The organism is Aequorivita sublithincola DSM 14238 (assembly GCF_000265385.1).
GTDB lineage: Bacteria > Bacteroidota > Bacteroidia > Flavobacteriales > Flavobacteriaceae > Aequorivita > Aequorivita sublithincola.
In genome coordinates, this window is sequence record NC_018013.1 from 2991475 (window position 1) to 3008596 (window position 17122).

Below are 17122 nucleotides of genomic sequence, written 5' to 3' on the forward strand. Positions count from 1 at the left end.
AGCAACCCGATTAAGGTTGCTTTTTTTTATAAAATAAAATTAGGTGATTACTTTTTGTGCATAAACGCCTGCTTGCCTAATAATTCTTCCTCCGTTTCTACATGATCCTCATCTGGAACGCAGCAGTCCACGGGACATACAGCAGCACATTGTGGCTCATCGTGAAAGCCTTTACATTCGGTACATTTATCTGCGACTATAAAATATATTTCGTCGCTAACGGGTTCTTGTGTTTCATTGGCATCTACTTCTTTTCCGTTTGGAAGTACTACTTTGCCGTCAAGGTCAGTTCCATCAGCATAACGCCAATCGTCCGCTCCTTCATATATGGCGGTGTTGGGACACTCAGGCTCACAAGCACCGCAGTTTATACATTCGTCTGTTATTATAATTGCCATGGGATATTCTTTTTCTAACTTTGTGCAAATTTAATGCCTATTAAGGGCAACTCCAAACTTAAGTATGCAAATAAAAGACAGAATTAACGCTTTTGTGAAATTAGGGAAATTCCTGAGGGAAATTAAAGTTGAAGATGAAATTGAAGATGAAATCGAAATGATTTTGAGAAAAGCTGAAGCCGAAAACGGTTGGTTTACACAGGAAAACATAAAATTCACTTTAAAAAGTTGGGGCGAAGCGCTTTCTAAAGAAAATCTTCAGCAATGGGTTTCTAATTATGATATTGAAGAAACTGAACCGAAACAAGTTGCAATCATAATGGCGGGAAACATTCCACTTGTTGGTTTTCACGATTTTCTTTCAGTTTTAATTACTGGAAATAAGGTGTTGGCAAAACTTTCTTCAAACGATAAAACGCTTCTTCCTTTTCTTGCTAAACAGTTAATTTCCATTGAACCCGAATTCAAAAATTATATTGAGCTTACTGAAGGAAGATTGAAAGATTTTGATGCAGTAATAGCCACAGGAAGCAACAATACAGCGCGCTATTTTGATTATTACTTCGGAAAATACCCAAATATAATCCGTAAAAACAGAAATTCCGTCGCAGTTTTAACAGGAAACGAAACCAAAGAAGATTTAAAGAATCTAGCAGATGATATATTTACATATTTCGGTCTAGGTTGCCGCAATGTTTCAAAAATATACATTCCTGAAGATTATGATTTTGAGCCATTTTTTAAAGGAATGTTCAGTTGGAAAGAAATTATCCACAACCACAAATACATTAATAATTATGACTATAATAAAGCGGTTTATTTGATGGACAGCTTCCCATTGCTGGACAATGAATTTATGTTGCTTAAAGAAGATTCTGGCTTCTCCTCTCCTATTTCAGTAGTTTTCTTCGAAAGATACACTTCAAAATATGCTGTAAAAAAGATGTTGGAAGCTCAATCCGAAAACATTCAATGTTTGGTTACAAAAGCAGGTTTACCCAATGAAATTCCCTTCGGAAAAGCACAAAATCCAGAATTGTGGGATTATGCCGATGGCGTGGACACGGTTGATTTCCTGTTGAAAATTCATTGATAAAAAATCTATTATTACCATAATTTTACTAGCATAATTCACATCTTTGCGCTATAAATTTTCATCAATATGAAAAAACATAATTTTAGTGCAGGACCCTGCATTTTGCCACAATCTGTATTGCAGAAATCTGCTGAAGCAGTTTTAAATTTCAACAATTCAAATCTTTCATTAATAGAAATTTCTCACAGAAGTAAAGATTTTGTGGAAGTCATGGATACCGCTCGAAGTCTCGCCCTGGAGCATTTAGGACTTCAAAATAAAGGGTATCAAGCACTTTTTCTTCAAGGAGGAGCAAGTTTTCAGTTTTTGATGGCTGCCTACAATCTATTAGAAAAAAAAGCAGCTTACTTAAACACCGGAACTTGGTCCAGCAACGCAATAAAAGAAGCTAAATTTTTAGGCGAAGTGGTTGAAGTAGCAACTTCAAAAAGTGATAATTTCAACTTTATTCCTAAAAATTACAATATCCCAAAAGATGCAGATTATTTTCACTGCACCAGTAACAATACGATATTCGGAACTCAAATTCAAAGTTTCCCAGAAACTGAAATTCCGATGGTGTGCGATATGAGTAGCGATATTTTTTCGCGTCAGCTAGACTTTTCAAAATTCAGTTTAATCTATGCCGGAGCTCAGAAAAACATGGGTCCAGCGGGAACAACTTTGGTTGTGATTAAAGAAGATATTCTTGGCAAAGTTACTCGTGCTATTCCTTCAATGCTCAATTATAAAGTACAAATTGACAAGGAAAGTATGTTTAACACGCCTGCCGTTTTCCCTGTATATGTTTCAATGTTGACGCTTCAATGGTTGAAGGATTTGGGCGGCATTTCAGCAATTGAAAAAGTAAACAATCAAAAAGCCGACCTTCTTTATAACGAAATAGACCGAAACCCTCTATTTGAAGGCTATGTTGCCAAAAAAGAGGACCGTTCAAAAATGAATGCTACCTTCAATTTAAGAAATGAAGAATTAAAAGCAACCTTTGACGATCATCTAAAACAAGCCGGAATCAACGGATTGAACGGTCACCGAAGCGTTGGTGGCTATCGTGCCTCAATGTACAATGCCTTACCGCTGGAAAGCGTTCAAGTTTTAGTAGATGTGATGCAAGCGGTTGAAAAAGGAGCTTAAAAATAGATAAGCTCCCCTGCCCCCTAAAGGGGAAATAAAACTGAATTAATAGAAACTCAAATATAAAATAATTTACCTGCGTTAAAAGTCCCCTTTAGGGGATTTAGGGGTAAAACATAACCAATTAAATGAAAGTATTAGCAAACGACGGAATTTCAAAAAGTGGAATAGATGCCCTGAACAATGCAGGCTTTGAAGTGTTAACGGTGCAAGTAGCCCAGGAACAACTTCAAAATTACATCAACGAACATAAAATTTCAGTGTTACTGGTTCGTAGCGCTACAAAGGTTCGGAAAGATATTATTGACAATTGCCCTTCTTTAAAAATCATCGGTCGCGGTGGTGTTGGGATGGATAATATTGATGTGGATTACGCTCTTGAAAACGGTATTAACGTAATCAATACTCCAGCCGCATCTTCAGAATCTGTTGCTGAACTGGTTTTTGCACATTTGTTCGGCGGCGTTCGTTTTCTGCACGATTCCAACCGGAATATGCCTTTAGATGGCGATTCTAAATTTAATCACCTAAAGAAGAATTATGGAGGCGGTCGTGAACTTCGCGGAAAAACCTTAGGAATTATTGGCTTTGGAAAAATAGGTCGTCAAGTTGCAAAAATAGCATTAGGCTGCGGAATGAAGGTAATTGCCAGCGATCACGAAGTAGGTGAAGCAGATATTACCCTAACTTTTTATGACGGGCAAGAAGTAACACTAAAAATAAAAACCGCACCGATAGACGACTTGATTAAAAAAAGTGATTTCATAAGTCTTCACGTACCGTCACAATCAGGATATTTAATAGGTAAAGAAGAAATTTCAAAAATGAAGGACGGAGTAGGTCTCGTTAACGCAGCTCGTGGTGGGATTCTTAATGAAAAAGCATTACTGGAAGCACTTGAGGATGGTAAAGTATCATTCGCAGCATTGGATGTTTTTGAAAACGAACCAACTCCTTCCATAAAAGTACTTATGAATGAAAGAATTTCTCTTACACCACATATTGGTGCTGCAACAAACGAAGCACAAGACAGAATTGGAACCGAATTGGCTAGTCAGATTATTTCAATTTTAGGTAATTAGGAAACTCATTTTTTTATTTTTTCAATTCATTTATAGTTCATAATTAGTAACTTACGATCTTAATTTTAATCATTAAACAAATGTCAGGAATATTAGATTTACTAAACAGCGACCTTGGAAAACAAATTATTGGCGGAATTAGCCAAGAAACTGACCAACCAGCAGATAAAACTGCTTCGGTAGTAGCAATGGCTATGCCTATTCTTATGGGTGCTATGAAACGTAACGCAAGTACTGAAAGCGGTGCAGCTAATTTAATGAACGCATTAAATAGTAAACATGACGGGAGTATTCTCGATAATTTAAGCGGTCTTTTTGGGGGTGGTGTAAATGAAGATGTAAAACAAGATGGCAGTGCTATTTTAGGCCATGTTTTGGGAGGTTCACAAAGCAATGCGATAAATGCACTTTCGCAGAAATCTGGATTAGATTCTGGTTCAGTTATGAAGATTTTGCAAGTTGCAGCACCTATTCTTTTAGGGTACTTAGGAAAACAAAAACAACAAAATAACGTAAACTCAGAATCTGGAATTGGCGATTTATTAGGTAGTCTTATGGGTGGCGGCAATAAACAACAACCAAAACAACAATCTATGATTGAATCTTTACTTGACGGTAACAATGACGGTAGCGTTATTGACGATATTGCTGGAATGGTACTAGGTGGTGGTCAGAAAAAAGGCGGTCTTGGCGGTCTTTTGGGTGGTTTATTCGGAAAATAGACAAATAAAAAACTACTTATAGAAATGCCCTTTTTTAAAAAAGAAAGGTGTTTTTTTAAATGAAAGTTAAATTCCCTAGCCTTCGGCCCACATTGCTTAAATTTGCAAAAACAAAACCTATGAAAAATCTTTTACTCACCTTAGCACTTTCAGCAGCTATTTACGGTTGTGGAACTGGAAATAGCGCAGTGAATAGTTCTTCTTCCGAAACAATCAAAAACGATACAATCCGTATTGCAAATGATAGCCTAGAATACGAAATAATGATTATTGAATCTGGTTTTGACTCTTGGCTCGTTTCACAAAAACCTCGTGGGTTTTATGGTCAGTCTCTTTTAGAATCCAAAAATCGTTCATTTGTTTCGGAATATAACTCGCGTGTGCTGAATCCCTCGCGCTTTTCCAGCAATTTATACGGCGAACAAATAAACTATGATCCTACTGTAGATTATGGTTATGAAGTAAACTACCTACTCTACAATTACTTTATATATTTTCAGGAAAAGTACAATCAAAAATTTATAGGCGGAAGAAATTGAAAAAGCTCAAAGAACGTTGGAATATCAAGACCAACGGACAACTTTTTATCATACTTCTTGTCTTTGCAATAACTGGAAGTTCAGCAGCAAAGCTGGCAGGACCAATAACAGATTTTTTCGAAATAAAAAAGGAAATGGGCTGGTACATCTATTGGCCATTCCGCATTTTAATAATCTTTCCCATTTACCAAGTATTATTAGTTTTTTTTGGCTGGGTGTTTGGAGAGTACAGATTTTTTTGGAACTTTGAAAAAAAAATGCTCGCAAAAATGGGCTTAGGTTTTTTATTTATTAAATGAAGTTTTTTAAGAAGGAAATAATACAGATTTCTATATCCACGATTTTTTCGTTAGTGCTCTTATTTCCCACTGCCGTAAAACTTGCACATACCTTTGAAGGCCACGAACATCAGGCCTGTACAGATTTTTCAGTACACATTCACAAAAAGCAATTAGATTGCTCTATATGTGATTTTCACTTTTCAAATTTCAATTTTACACCTCAGGAACTTCCTGAATTCGCTGTTTTAAATGGTTTTCACATAACTGAGACCATTTATTTACTTCCTAAATTCAATAAAAATACTTCATATTACTTTCTAAGAGGTCCTCCTCTACTTTCTTGATTTTCAACTAATATCCTTTAATCCAAAATTAATTTTTAATTCAAGAAAGCATGAAAAATATTCTATGCTTGCTTGCGGTGTTTCTATTATACACTGCGGCGAGCGCCCAAAATTCCTTAACTGGAAGCATAACTTCAAAAATCAAAAAAGAACCTGTCTCGGCAACCGTTTACATTCAGCAACTCGAAAAAGGAACGGCAGCCGATTTTGATGGAAATTATATGTTGAAAAATATTCCCGATGGAAATTACAACGTGGTTTTTTCATCATTAGGATATGCAACTATTTCAAAAAAAATAAACTTTTCGAACAGTCAAAATGTCACTGAAAACCTTCAACTAGAAGAAAGCGCAGTGGAAATGGAGGAGGTTATAGTTTCCACACCTTTCCACAAACTGCAGAGTGACAATGTGATGAAAGTGGAACGCATTTCTACTCAAGATTTAAACGCTTCAGGAGCCATAACGCTTGCCGATGGAATTAAAAACATTGCCGGTGTTAATATCATTTCTACAGGAACTGGAATCGGCAAACCTGTAATTCGTGGCCTGAGTTCCAACCGAGTTTTGACCTATACACAAGGTGTTCGTCTAGAAAATCAACAATTTGGTGACGAACACGGACTTGGAATTAACGATTCTGGCGTAGAAAGCGTGGAGGTTATTAAAGGTCCAGCTTCCCTACTATATGGGAGTGATGCACTTGGCGGAGTACTGTATTTGAATCCTGAAAAGTTTGCCATTTCTGGTGAAACCCACGGCGATTTAAGTAGTACTTATTTTTCAAATACTTTGGCAACTTCAACAAATCTTGGAGTGAAAACTTCTGGTGAAAAATTGAAATTTTTGGCGCGTGGTTCCTATTCTTCTTTTAGTGATTATAAATCTGGTGGAGACTACCGTGTAACCAATTCACGCTTCAATGAAAAAGATTTTAAAACAGGTGTGCAATATTTGGGAGGAAAGTTTAAGTCAACATTGAGATATAATTACAACCGCTCAAACATTGGTATTGCCGAAGAAATCGGAGAACAATCACATTCAAAAGATTTGGAACTTCCTTTTCAAGAAATTGACAATCACATTTTGAGTTTTGACAATACCGTGTTTTTCAATAATTCAAGTTTAGACGTGAAAGCTGGTTATTTGTTTAATGATCGTCGTGAATTTGAAGATGATAAAGCCACGGCTGCGCTTCGACTCAAATTAAAAACTTTTAATTATGATGTGAAATACAATCTTCCGGAATTGGGCAACTTTGAAACCATCGTCGGTTTGCAGGGAATGTTTCAAAATAATAAAAACGAAGGCGAAGAAATCCTGATTCCAGATGCTAACACTACAGATATTGGGCTTTTGGCAACATCTCACTATCATTTGGAAAAAATAGACTTCCAAGCTGGAATTCGTTTTGATTCTAGAAAAATTGAAAGTGAAGCTGCGAGAAATCCATTAGAAGAAGACTTCATTTCCGCATTGGACAAAACATTTACCAGTTTTACAGCGGCTTTGGGAGCTAAGTTAGATTTAGTTAAAAATCTTTCAGCACGCATAAACCTGGCAAGTGGTTTTCGTGCTCCTAATTTGGCAGAACTTACTTCAAACGGGATTCACGAAGGCACCAATAGATATGAAAGAGGAAATCAAAACTTGACAAACGAGCAGAATTTTCAAACAGATATTGCCTTAGAATACAGAAACGAACACGTGGAATTATTCGCTAACGGATTTTATAATGCCGTGAGTGACTATATTTTCATTTCACCAACCAATGAAATGATGGATGATACACCAGTTTATGATTATCTTCAGAACAATGCTAATCTTTACGGTGGTGAATTTGGCTTCCATTTACATCCGCATCCTTTAGATTGGCTTCACTTTGAAAGTAGTTTTGAAACCGTTACCGGTAAGTTAGATAACGACGATTACTTACCCTTAATCCCAGCAAATTCCCTTCGGAATACCTTTCGTGTTGAGTTAAATGATGGAAAAACTCGAAAATCAAGTTCAGCCTTTGTAACGCTTGAAAATACTTTCAGCCAAAAAAATATTAGTAAATTTGAAACGAGAACAGGTGGCTATTCTCTTCTAAGCGCAGGAATTGAAAGCAGTTTTCAACTTCAAAAAGTATTACTCAAGTTAGGAATAAACGGAACTAACCTAACAGATAAAGCATACGTTTCGCACCTATCGCGATTTAAACCAGACGGCATCTTCAATATTGGACGAAGTATTAATGTAAATTTAAAAGTAGAAATCTAAAAAAAAAGCCCCGAAAGGGGCTTTCATTATTCGTTTATGCGAACTTCGATTGTTTGTAGTTTAGGTTGTTTTTTCCAAACAAAGGTGTAAAGCCACATTAAAGTAAATGTTGGAAATACGTCTGTAAATGGCAATATTTCTTCAAGGAATACAAAAACGGAAGCTACTTTTCCTTCAGTTCCTTTATACATATCGCTCATTTTCTTTGCAGCGAATGGAGCCCAAAGTATATCTAATACTGGCCCAACAACTGGAATTGCCATTGTAGCCATACCAAGTAAATCAAAAATGATTCCTAGACGTAATAATTTATATTTTTCGTTTTTCATGTTTTGCTGTGTTTGAATTTTAATGTTTAAATCAAAAAACATTCCAAAAATAATTACGACAAATCGTTGCTAATCAATTTTAAAAATTCATTTCGGGTTTCAATGGCCTCAAATTGTCCGCGAAATCCTGAAGTTGTAGTAACGCTGTTTTGTTTTTGCACTCCACGCATCATCATACACATATGCGCAGCCTCAATAACCACGGCAACTCCTTTGGGTTTCAATGTATTGTTTATACATTCTAGAATATCGTGCGTTAGTCTTTCCTGAACTTGCAACCTTCTAGCAAAAACATCTACAACACGTGGAATTTTGCTTAATCCAACAATATGACCGTTGGGAATATAAGCAATATGTGCCTTTCCAAAGAAAGGAAGAATGTGATGCTCACACAAAGAATATAATTCAATATCCTTAATGATTACCATATCGTGATAAGCCTCAGCAAACATAGCACTTCGCAATATTTGTGCAGGATCTTGACAATTTCCCGATGTTAAAAACTGCATAGCTTTTGCAGCTCTTTCTGGAGTTTTTAAAATTCCTTCACGATTAACGTCTTCGCCTATGGTGCTTAGAATTTTACTGTAATTATCAATTAAACTGTCTGTTACTGGTTGGGAGTATTCTTCAAAATATTTGTATGATGCCATGTGGTTTGTTTAAAGTTTCGTCTGTAAAAATAAACGGATATCTTGGATTAAAAACAATATAACCCATCAGATTGTATTATAGCACTATAAATAGTACTTTCACGGTTTAAATTTTTGCAATGATCAAAGCCCAAAACATTCACAAATATTACGACAATCTCCACGTTCTAAAAGGTGTTGACCTTCATATTAAAAAAAGTGAAATCGTTTCAATTGTAGGTGCTTCGGGTGCGGGAAAAACTACATTATTACAAATATTGGGAACTTTGGACTCTCTACACGATAGCAAAAGTAAATTGCAAATAAACGGTGTAAATGTGGGTTCTCTTTCGGGAAAAAAATTGGCGCAATTCAGAAATGAAAATTTGGGTTTTATATTTCAATTTCATCAATTACTCCCAGAATTTACTGCTCTTGAAAACGTTTGCATCCCTGCATTTATTAAAAATACATCAAAAGATGAAGCTATAAAAAGAGCAAAAGAACTGCTTTCTTTCTTGGGAATTTCAAGTCGTGAAGACCATAAACCCAATGAACTTTCTGGCGGCGAACAACAGCGCGTTGCAGTAGCTCGAGCTTTAGTAAACAATCCTTCAATAATTCTAGCAGATGAACCAAGTGGAAACTTGGACACCGAAAGTGCTGAAAATCTACACAATTTATTTTTTAAACTTCGCGATGAATTTGGACAAACCTTTGTTATTGTTACCCATAATGAAGAACTTGCGAATATGGCTGACCGAAAACTTGTGATGCAAAACGGATTGATAATAAATCAGTAGGTTCGCGATTAATCGCGTGCCCTTCTATAAAAAGCTTCAATTTCTAAAAATTCATTTTTAAAATGAAAAAGTATCAATTAAAGGAATTCCTCGATGAAAAAGTCATCCTCTACAACAATCCAAATTTTATAGAAAGTGACCCAATTCAAATTCCTCATCTTTTCACTTTAAAGGAAGATATTGAAATTGCCGGCTTTCTCGTTGCAACTATTGCTTGGGGAAACCGCAAAAGCATTATAAACAACGGTCACAAGTTGATGAAAATTATGGGCAATTCGCCTTATGATTTTGTGATGAATTATTCGGAAGATGATTCAAGTTCACTTGAAAACTTTGTTCATCGTACCTTTAATAGTGACGATCTTAGTTACTTTATAAAATCGCTTCAAAATATTTATAAAAACCACAATGGCTTAGAAAATGTGTTTTCTAAGTATTCTGAAAAAGATTCAATGCAACCTGCGATTCATAATTTCAAAAAAACGTTTTTTGAACTTCCTCATCTCTCCAGAACCCAAAAACACGTTAGTGATCCCTTAAAAAATTCAGCAGCAAAAAGAATAAACATGTTTTTACGCTGGATGGTTCGTGATGACAATACCGGTGTAGATTTCGGGATTTGGAAAAGCATGACTCCTTCCCTACTTTCCTGTCCGTTGGACGTTCACAGTGGCAATGTAGCTAGAAAGCTAAAATTGTTGGTCCGAAAACAAAATGATGCTAAAGCCTTATCAGAGTTAGATAAATCTCTTCGTAAATTAGACCCGAAAGATCCTGTAAAATATGATTTTGCCCTTTTCGGATTAGGCGTTTTTGAACGCTTTTGATTCAAAATTTAATCCATTTCACATTATTTTTTGGGTTTTAACATTTCATTATAAATTGTTGTACATTTACGGTTGATACTTAAACACCGACCTCTTCGGGAATAAGATAAAATTAGAGACTAAGCTTTGATAACACCAAAATTCCCTGTTGATGAAAAGCAACGTATAGCCGCAGTTCGGTCCTACAATTTGTTGGACACATTGCCAGAAAAGGATTTTGACAATATAACGGCTTTAACAGCTAATATTTGCGACGTTCCCATCTCGTTGGTTACACTTCTAGACGCAGATCGTAATTTTTTAAAGTCGCATTACGGCATACCTTTTAACGAGTCGCCTAGAAACATTTCTTTCTGTGGACACGCGATTTTAGAAGAATCCGACATTTTTATTGTTGAAGACGCCAGAAAAGATACACGTTTTAAGAACAATCCGCTTGTAAAGGATTTGCAAGCCATTTTTTATGCAGGCGTACGATTGATAAATTCTGAAGGATATCCGTTAGGAACCCTTTGCGTTTTTGACACAAAAGCCAGAACACTTTCTAAATCACAGAAAAAAGCCCTAATTGCCATGGCTTACCAAGTTGTAAATCTATTTGAGGCACGAAAACGAAATAGAACTTTATTAGCAGTACAGCAAGAATTAAAGGATAAAAACGAGCAACTTAAAAATTTTGCCGGAGTTGTTTCACACGATATGAAAATGCCTTTGGCAAATATGATTATCACTTCAGATATGCTTCGCACAAAATACGGTCATCTTTTAGACAGTCAGGGCAAGGAGTATTTGAACTACATAAAGCAATCGTCTTTTACTCTAAGCGAATATATTACAGGACTTTTGGAGCATTATGAAAGTGATAAAACGGCATCGTTAACGGACGAGGTTTTTGATAGTCAAGAAGTTTTGGAAGAAATAATAGAACTATTAAATATCAATATTGACTGCGAAATAAACCTTCCAGAAGAAAATATTGAAATACACGCCAACAAGGTAGCTTTAGAACAAATTATTCTCAACTTAGTTGCTAATAGCCTAAAATACAACGATAAAGAAAGGATAAAAATCGATATCGATTGCTTTGAAAAAAACGGTTGCTATCACTTTAAAATTACTGATAACGGCATTGGAATTCCCAAAAACAAATTGGAGCATATTTTTGAACTTTTTGCAACTACCGATGTGTTAGATAGAAACGGGAAAAAAGGAAACGGAATTGGTCTTTCTACGGTTAAAAAACTTGTTGAAAAATTGGGCGGTGAAATAAAAGTAACTTCGAAATTAGGGGAAGGAACCACTTTTCTTTTTGGCATTAAAAAAACGTAATAGCAATCAATAAAACACTTCGAATCTCATTATTCGGTTTTACCTACTTAAAAACTGCTATAATTACATTCCATTTTTTATCTTTGGGCAATATTTATAGGAATGCAGTTTAAACACCCCGAAATTCTTTACGCCCTTTTCCTGCTACTCATTCCGATATTTATTCACCTATTTCAACTTCGGCGTTTTCAAAAAGTAGATTTTACCAATGTTGCTTTTCTTAAAAAAGTAACAATCCAAACCCGCAAAAGTTCACAACTAAAAAAATGGCTCACTTTATTGATGCGTTTGTTAGCGATGGCAGCCATAATTATGACTTTTGCACAACCTTTCACGGCTTCAAAAACTGCTTTAAGCTCTAAAAAAGAAACCGTTATTTATATTGACAATTCATTAAGTATGCAAGCAAAGGGCGCAAAAGGGCCAATTTTAGAAAGAGCTTTGCAAGATTTATTTGAAAAAACCAGCGGTTCAAAAAAAATAAGTTGGTTCACAAACAATTCAGAACGTAAAAATACTGCGCCTCAAGATTTTAAAAGCGAAATACTTTCAGTTGAATATTCCCAGAATCAATTAACGCCCAGCCAAGTTTTATTAAAGGCGAACCAACTCTTTTCCAACGAAAAAGATGTTTTGAAACGTCTTGTCTATCTTTCAGATTTTCAGCAGAAAGAAGCTTTTCCAGAAATCCCTGAAGATTTAATAGTTGATGCCGTACAATTAAAACCTGTGAAAACATCCAATATTGCCATTGATAGTGTTTATGTTGCTTCAAAAAACGCTTCCACGACGCAATTAAAAGTGAAGGTCTCAAAAACAGCAAATGAAACTTCTGATGCTCCGATTTCTCTATTCAACAAAGAAAAATTGATAGCTAAAACTGCAACGGATCTTTCAGGAAACTCAGGCGGTACGATTACTTTCGACATAGATAATTCTGAAGAATTTATAGGAAAACTGGAAGTCAACGAGCCCAATTTACCTTTTGATAATACTTTGTTTTTCAGCATAAACAAACTTGGGAAAATAAAAGTTTTAACCATTAATGAAGCCGATGGTAAGTTTCTACAACGTCTTTTTGAAAAGGAAGAATTTCAGTTTACTCAGCAAACCTTCAAAACACTGAATTATAACGAGATTCCCGACCAAAATTTCATTGTGCTTAATGAGTTGAAAGAAGTTCCAGCTTCTTTAGCAACCGCTTTAAAAGCGTTCAGCGACGATGGTGGCAGTGTTTTGATCATTCCAGCTGCTGAAGTGGATTACAACAGTTACAACAACTATATTTTAACGATGGCCTTGGGAACGATTTCCGAAGCAAAACCTCAGGAAAAAAAGATTACAAAAATTGTTTTTTCGCATCCTCTTTTTAAAGATGTTTTCGAAAAAGAAGTTGCAAATTTTCAATATCCGAAAGTAAATTCATTTTATAATATTTCAACAAACGCAACGCCAGCAATCAGCTTCGAAGACAATCAACCTTTTTTACTTCAAAAGAGTAAAACCTATTTATTTACGGCGGCTATCAACAAAGAGAACTCAAATTTTCAGAATTCGCCTTTAGTTGTGCCCACAATTTACAATATGGCTTTGCAGAGTTTGCCTTTGCCTCGCTTGTATTATACTATCGGTGAACAAAATTCCATCGCGATTCCTGTAAAATTAGGTCCTGATGAGATCCTTAACATTAAAGATAGTACAGCGCAGTTTATTCCGCTTCAACAAACAAAAGCCAATTTCGTTTTAATGACAACAACGGACGAGCCCAACAAAGCCGGCAACTATCAAATTGTGAAGGAAAATGAGTTTTTGGAAAATATAAGTTATAATTACGCCAGAAGCGAAAGCGAATTGCAATATCTAAATCCCGAAGATTGGAAAGGTGCTGAAGTCTATAATACCGTGGATGACCTTTTTGATTCTATAAGTGAAGCCAATTCTATTAACAGTTTTTGGAAATGGTTTGCTATTTTTGCATTGCTCTTTTTGACTATTGAAATGCTTATTTTGAAGTTTTTCAAGTAGAATAGAGAAAATAGAACAAAGAGTAAAGAATAAAGATGAGAATCTATGTCACCCTAAGCGAAATCGAAGGGTTGAATTTTAAACCTTGAATATGAAATTACTTCTGAAATCTGCCACCATTGTTGATGCTTCCAGTAAGCACCATTTAAAGAAACAGGATGTTTTAATAGAAAATGGTAAAATCTCTAAGATTGCTTCAAACATTCCTTCTTCTGAAAAAGTAAAAGAAGTGACTTTGAAGAATCTTCACATTTCACAAGGTTGGTTTGATAGTAGCGTTTCTTTTGGCGAGCCAGGTTTTGAAGAAAGAGAAACTATTGAAAACGGATTGAAAACTGCTGCTCTCAGCGGATTCACAAGCGTTGCAGTAAACGCCAACAGTTTTCCAGTAACAGACAGTAAAGGTCACATAAAATTCTTAAAAAGTAAAGCTGAAGGAAACGCTTTAAACCTCTACCCCGTCGGCGCATTAACGGTTGGCAGCAAAGGAACAGATTTGGCAGAATTGTATGATATGAAGAATGAAGGCGCAGTTTCCTTCTACGATTATAAAATCCCAATTGCGAACCCAAATCTTCTAAAAATAGCACTTCAATACACCCAAAATTTTGATGGTTTGGTTCAGTCCTTTCCTTTTGAAAAATCTGTTGCTCGCAATGGAATAGTAAATGAAGAAGTGAACAGCACACGTTTGGGTTTGAAAGGAATTCCAGCACTTTCGGAGGAACTTCAAATAATTCGTGATTTGTATATTTTGGAATATACTGGCGGAAAACTTCACATACCAACCATTTCGACCAAAAAATCGGTTGAATTGATTAAGGATGCAAAGAAAAAAGGACTAAATGTAACGTGTAGCGTTGCAATCTTCAATCTGATATTGACAGATGATGTCTTGGAAGGCTTTGATACAATCTACAAATTGCTTCCACCGCTTCGTACAAAAGAAGATATCAAAGCTTTGCTAAAAGGCTTAAAAGAAGGAACTATTGATGGCGTTACCAGCGATCATAACCCAATAGATGTGGAACATAAAAAAACAGAATTTGAGCATGCTCTTTTCGGAAGCATAGGTTTGGAAAGTTGTTTTGGAGCTTTAAATCTTCTTTTGGGAGTTGAAGAATCCGTCAAAGCATTAACAGGTTTAAAAGAAGTTTTCAATATTACTTCAGAAAAAATTGAGGAAGGAAACCTAGCCGAACTTACGCTTTTCAATCCCTATGAAAGCTGGGAGTTTTCTGAAAAGGATATTGTTTCCACTTCAAAAAACGCTGCACTTCTTGGAGTTAATCTTAAAGGAAAACCTTACGGAATCATTGCAAATAATCAATTGGAATTAAATAAATAATGAAAACCGTTTCTCCAGGAAAAACTACAGCTTTGATTGCTTATGCTCCGTTCGTAGGCTTTATAATTGCTTTTTTTATAAATAAAGAAGAAAACAATGATTTTGCAACTTGGCATATTAAAAATATGTTCGGATTATTCCTGCTATTTATGGTTTCGCTCATAGTTCAATCTCAGGTTGATTTGCGTACAGGTGATATTATTTGGTTTATTTGCTTTTTACTTTGGATCTATTGTTGGATAATGGCATATTTTTATAAAGAAAAAGGGATTCCATTTTTAAGTGAAAAGTTTCAACAATGGTTTACGTTTTTAAATTAAAGTATTGGCTATCTTTATCTTATAAATTTCACTAACCTAATTTTTTAAAAAAATGGAAACAACAACAGACAACGGAAAAACCGTGGCCATAATCGCCTACATGACGCTTATTGGATGGATAATCGCTCTTATAATGAACAATGGTAATAAAACACTTTTGGGCTCTTTCCACGTGCGCCAATCTTTGGGAATTATTTGTGTAGGCGTACTTTTGAATATATTAGCAAGTATTATTAGCATTCCAATTATTAGTTATATCGTTTGGGCGGGCGTGGTAGTATTATGGATTCTTGGACTGTTGAGCGCTGTTCAAGGCGAAATGAAACCAGTTCCGGTTCTGGGAGAAAAATTTCAGGAATGGTTTAAAGGACTTTAATTAAAAAACAATATTTAACAAGACCTTTTAAGCTGAAAGACCTTCAGTTTAAAAGGTCTTGCCTATTTTTGCAAACTATGGAAAAACAGACTTTACTTTTAGATCATAACTACAGAGCAGCAAAAAATGCTGCTGAAAATCCACCGGCAATAATAATGCTTCACGGTTTTGGAAGTGATGAAAATGATTTGTTTTCATTCGCCAGTGAATTGCCGGAAAAATATGCAATCATTTCTCTAAAAGCACCAATAAAAATGCAACCCTACGGAAATGCTTGGTACAATATTTATTTTGATGATTCTCAAGGGAAATTTAGTGATGACGATCAAGCAATTGCTTCACGGGAACTAGTTTCAAAATGTATTGATGAAATTGTAGATAAATATAAGGTTGACGAAAATAATATTACACTTCTCGGTTTCAGCCAAGGCACGATTTTGAGTTTTTCCGTTGCCTTAAGTTATCCTGAAAAAGTAAAAAACGTAATCGGTTTAAGCGGTTACGTTAATGAAGCTATTTTGAAAGAAGGCTATCCTAAAAATGATTTCAGCAACTTAAAAATCTACACCTCTCACGGAAGCGTGGATCAAGTAATACCAGTACAATGGGCAAGAAAAACGGAGCCTTTTCTTAATAAACTAAATATTGAATGTACTTATTCCGAATTTCCAGTTGGTCATGGAGTTGCGCCGCAGAATTTTCAGGAATTAAAGGATTGGTTGGGAAAGCAGTAGTCAATGTTCAGTAATCAGTATTCAGCTTTCAATAATAAAAATACTTAATTCGGATAAAGAAATGAAGCAATTGGTGTTAGTTCAATCTCCTTCTTTTCATTGAAAACATATTCCAAAATCATTTCGCCCCAATAGGTTCCATCATTAAAATCTGCTTGAATCCATTTGTGGTTTAGGAATTTCAGCTTGTTGATTTTCATATTTCCGTTCATTCCTTCAAAAGGTATAAGCGGATTGTTTCCCTTCGTCAAGTTGAAATCATAAATTTGGTCTGAAACCATCGCTTCAACATCTGCGGCTTCATACCCCATTTTTTCCAAATAGTTCATCGCGTTATCGTTCCCTTGAAGCGTAAAATAATTCAAATTACGAATTTGGTCATTTAAGCTTCCAATGGAATCTTTGTCCTTTTCAACATGCGCTTCCAGTTTTTCTATCCGATTATCCTGTGATTCAAAAATAGTCTTCTCGTTCATATATTGTAAAATAATGAACAGTAAAGCGAAGAGAAACAGATAAATAAAGATTTTATTCCTCAT

20 protein-coding genes are annotated in these 17122 nt (G+C 35.4%); 16 read left to right on the forward strand and 4 right to left on the reverse strand.

From position 1 onward, the window contains the following. Positions 1-47: 47 nt before the first annotated feature. Positions 48-398, reverse strand: a complete 351-nt coding sequence (locus tag AEQSU_RS13730; RefSeq protein ID WP_014783478.1) for a 4Fe-4S binding protein — start codon at positions 396-398, stop codon at positions 48-50. Positions 399-462: 64 nt separating this feature from the next. Here AEQSU_RS13730 and AEQSU_RS13735 point away from each other — a divergent pair, with 64 nt between their 5' ends. The 8 genes from AEQSU_RS13735 to AEQSU_RS13770 all read left to right on the forward strand — a co-directional run bounded on the left by AEQSU_RS13735 (position 463) and on the right by AEQSU_RS13770 (position 7860). After that, positions 463-1491, forward strand: coding sequence for an acyl-CoA reductase (locus tag AEQSU_RS13735; protein ID WP_014783479.1), 1029 nt, complete (start codon positions 463-465; stop codon positions 1489-1491). 69 nt (positions 1492-1560) lie between these two features. Further along, complete coding sequence (gene serC, locus AEQSU_RS13740; RefSeq protein ID WP_014783480.1) at positions 1561-2628, forward strand: 3-phosphoserine/phosphohydroxythreonine transaminase; 1068 nt, start codon at positions 1561-1563, stop codon at positions 2626-2628. Between the two features lie 128 nt (positions 2629-2756). Continuing rightward, positions 2757-3710 carry a D-2-hydroxyacid dehydrogenase gene (locus tag AEQSU_RS13745; protein WP_014783481.1) on the forward strand — a complete coding sequence of 318 codons (954 nt, stop codon included), beginning with the start codon at positions 2757-2759 and terminating at the stop codon, positions 3708-3710. A gap of 80 nt (positions 3711-3790) precedes the next feature. Next, the gene (locus AEQSU_RS13750) at positions 3791-4432 is read left to right on the forward strand and encodes a DUF937 domain-containing protein (RefSeq protein WP_014783482.1); all 642 of its coding nucleotides are present in this window, start codon (positions 3791-3793) and stop codon (positions 4430-4432) included. Between the two features lie 119 nt (positions 4433-4551). Beyond that, entirely contained in the window at positions 4552-4971 is a 420-nt protein-coding gene (locus AEQSU_RS13755) for a DUF6146 family protein (protein WP_042492526.1), read from the forward strand. Further along, entirely contained in the window at positions 4968-5270 is a 303-nt protein-coding gene (locus AEQSU_RS13760) for a DUF6787 family protein (RefSeq protein WP_014783484.1), read from the forward strand. Before AEQSU_RS13755 ends, AEQSU_RS13760 begins: the two co-directional genes overlap by 4 nt. Then, complete coding sequence (locus AEQSU_RS13765; protein ID WP_014783485.1) at positions 5267-5596, forward strand: hypothetical protein; 330 nt, start codon at positions 5267-5269, stop codon at positions 5594-5596. Before AEQSU_RS13760 ends, AEQSU_RS13765 begins: the two co-directional genes overlap by 4 nt. A 50-nt stretch (positions 5597-5646) precedes the next feature. After that, complete coding sequence (locus tag AEQSU_RS13770; RefSeq protein WP_014783486.1) at positions 5647-7860, forward strand: TonB-dependent receptor; 2214 nt, start codon at positions 5647-5649, stop codon at positions 7858-7860. Positions 7861-7886: 26 nt separating this feature from the next. Here AEQSU_RS13770 and AEQSU_RS13775 read toward each other — a convergent pair whose 3' ends face one another. Together AEQSU_RS13775 and folE are read right to left on the reverse strand one after the other, a co-directional pair. After that, positions 7887-8189 (reverse strand): hypothetical protein, encoded by a 303-nt coding sequence (locus tag AEQSU_RS13775; protein WP_042492529.1) that lies wholly within the window; start codon positions 8187-8189, stop codon positions 7887-7889. A 53-nt stretch (positions 8190-8242) separates the two neighbouring features. After that, complete coding sequence (gene folE / locus AEQSU_RS13780) at positions 8243-8842, reverse strand: GTP cyclohydrolase I FolE (RefSeq protein ID WP_014783488.1); 600 nt, start codon at positions 8840-8842, stop codon at positions 8243-8245. Between the two features lie 119 nt (positions 8843-8961). Here folE and AEQSU_RS13785 point away from each other — a divergent pair, with 119 nt between their 5' ends. From AEQSU_RS13785 to AEQSU_RS13820, 8 genes are all read left to right on the forward strand, one after another. Further along, positions 8962-9624, forward strand: a complete 663-nt coding sequence (locus tag AEQSU_RS13785; RefSeq protein ID WP_014783489.1) for an ABC transporter ATP-binding protein — start codon at positions 8962-8964, stop codon at positions 9622-9624. A gap of 62 nt (positions 9625-9686) precedes the next feature. Then, positions 9687-10451 (forward strand): TIGR02757 family protein, encoded by a 765-nt coding sequence (locus AEQSU_RS13790; protein ID WP_014783490.1) that lies wholly within the window; start codon positions 9687-9689, stop codon positions 10449-10451. Positions 10452-10577: 126 nt separating this feature from the next. Next, positions 10578-11780, forward strand: coding sequence for a GAF domain-containing sensor histidine kinase (locus AEQSU_RS13795; protein WP_014783491.1), 1203 nt, complete (start codon positions 10578-10580; stop codon positions 11778-11780). A 102-nt stretch (positions 11781-11882) separates the two neighbouring features. Further along, positions 11883-13805: a BatA domain-containing protein gene (locus AEQSU_RS13800; RefSeq protein WP_014783492.1), complete on the forward strand. Its 1923-nt coding sequence runs from the start codon at positions 11883-11885 to the stop codon at positions 13803-13805. Positions 13806-13896: 91 nt separating this feature from the next. Beyond that, the gene (locus AEQSU_RS13805) at positions 13897-15153 is read left to right on the forward strand and encodes a dihydroorotase (protein WP_014783493.1); all 1257 of its coding nucleotides are present in this window, start codon (positions 13897-13899) and stop codon (positions 15151-15153) included. Continuing rightward, a complete protein-coding gene (locus AEQSU_RS13810) occupies positions 15153-15473 on the forward strand; it encodes a hypothetical protein (protein WP_014783494.1) in 321 nt (106 codons plus the stop codon). Before AEQSU_RS13805 ends, AEQSU_RS13810 begins: the two co-directional genes overlap by 1 nt. A 52-nt stretch (positions 15474-15525) precedes the next feature. After that, entirely contained in the window at positions 15526-15849 is a 324-nt protein-coding gene (locus tag AEQSU_RS13815) for a membrane protein (RefSeq protein ID WP_014783495.1), read from the forward strand. A gap of 77 nt (positions 15850-15926) precedes the next feature. Then, positions 15927-16583, forward strand: a complete 657-nt coding sequence (locus AEQSU_RS13820; RefSeq protein WP_014783496.1) for an alpha/beta hydrolase — start codon at positions 15927-15929, stop codon at positions 16581-16583. A gap of 44 nt (positions 16584-16627) precedes the next feature. Here AEQSU_RS13820 and AEQSU_RS13825 read toward each other — a convergent pair whose 3' ends face one another. Beyond that, positions 16628-17122: a hypothetical protein gene (locus tag AEQSU_RS13825; protein WP_014783497.1), complete on the reverse strand. Its 495-nt coding sequence runs from the start codon at positions 17120-17122 to the stop codon at positions 16628-16630.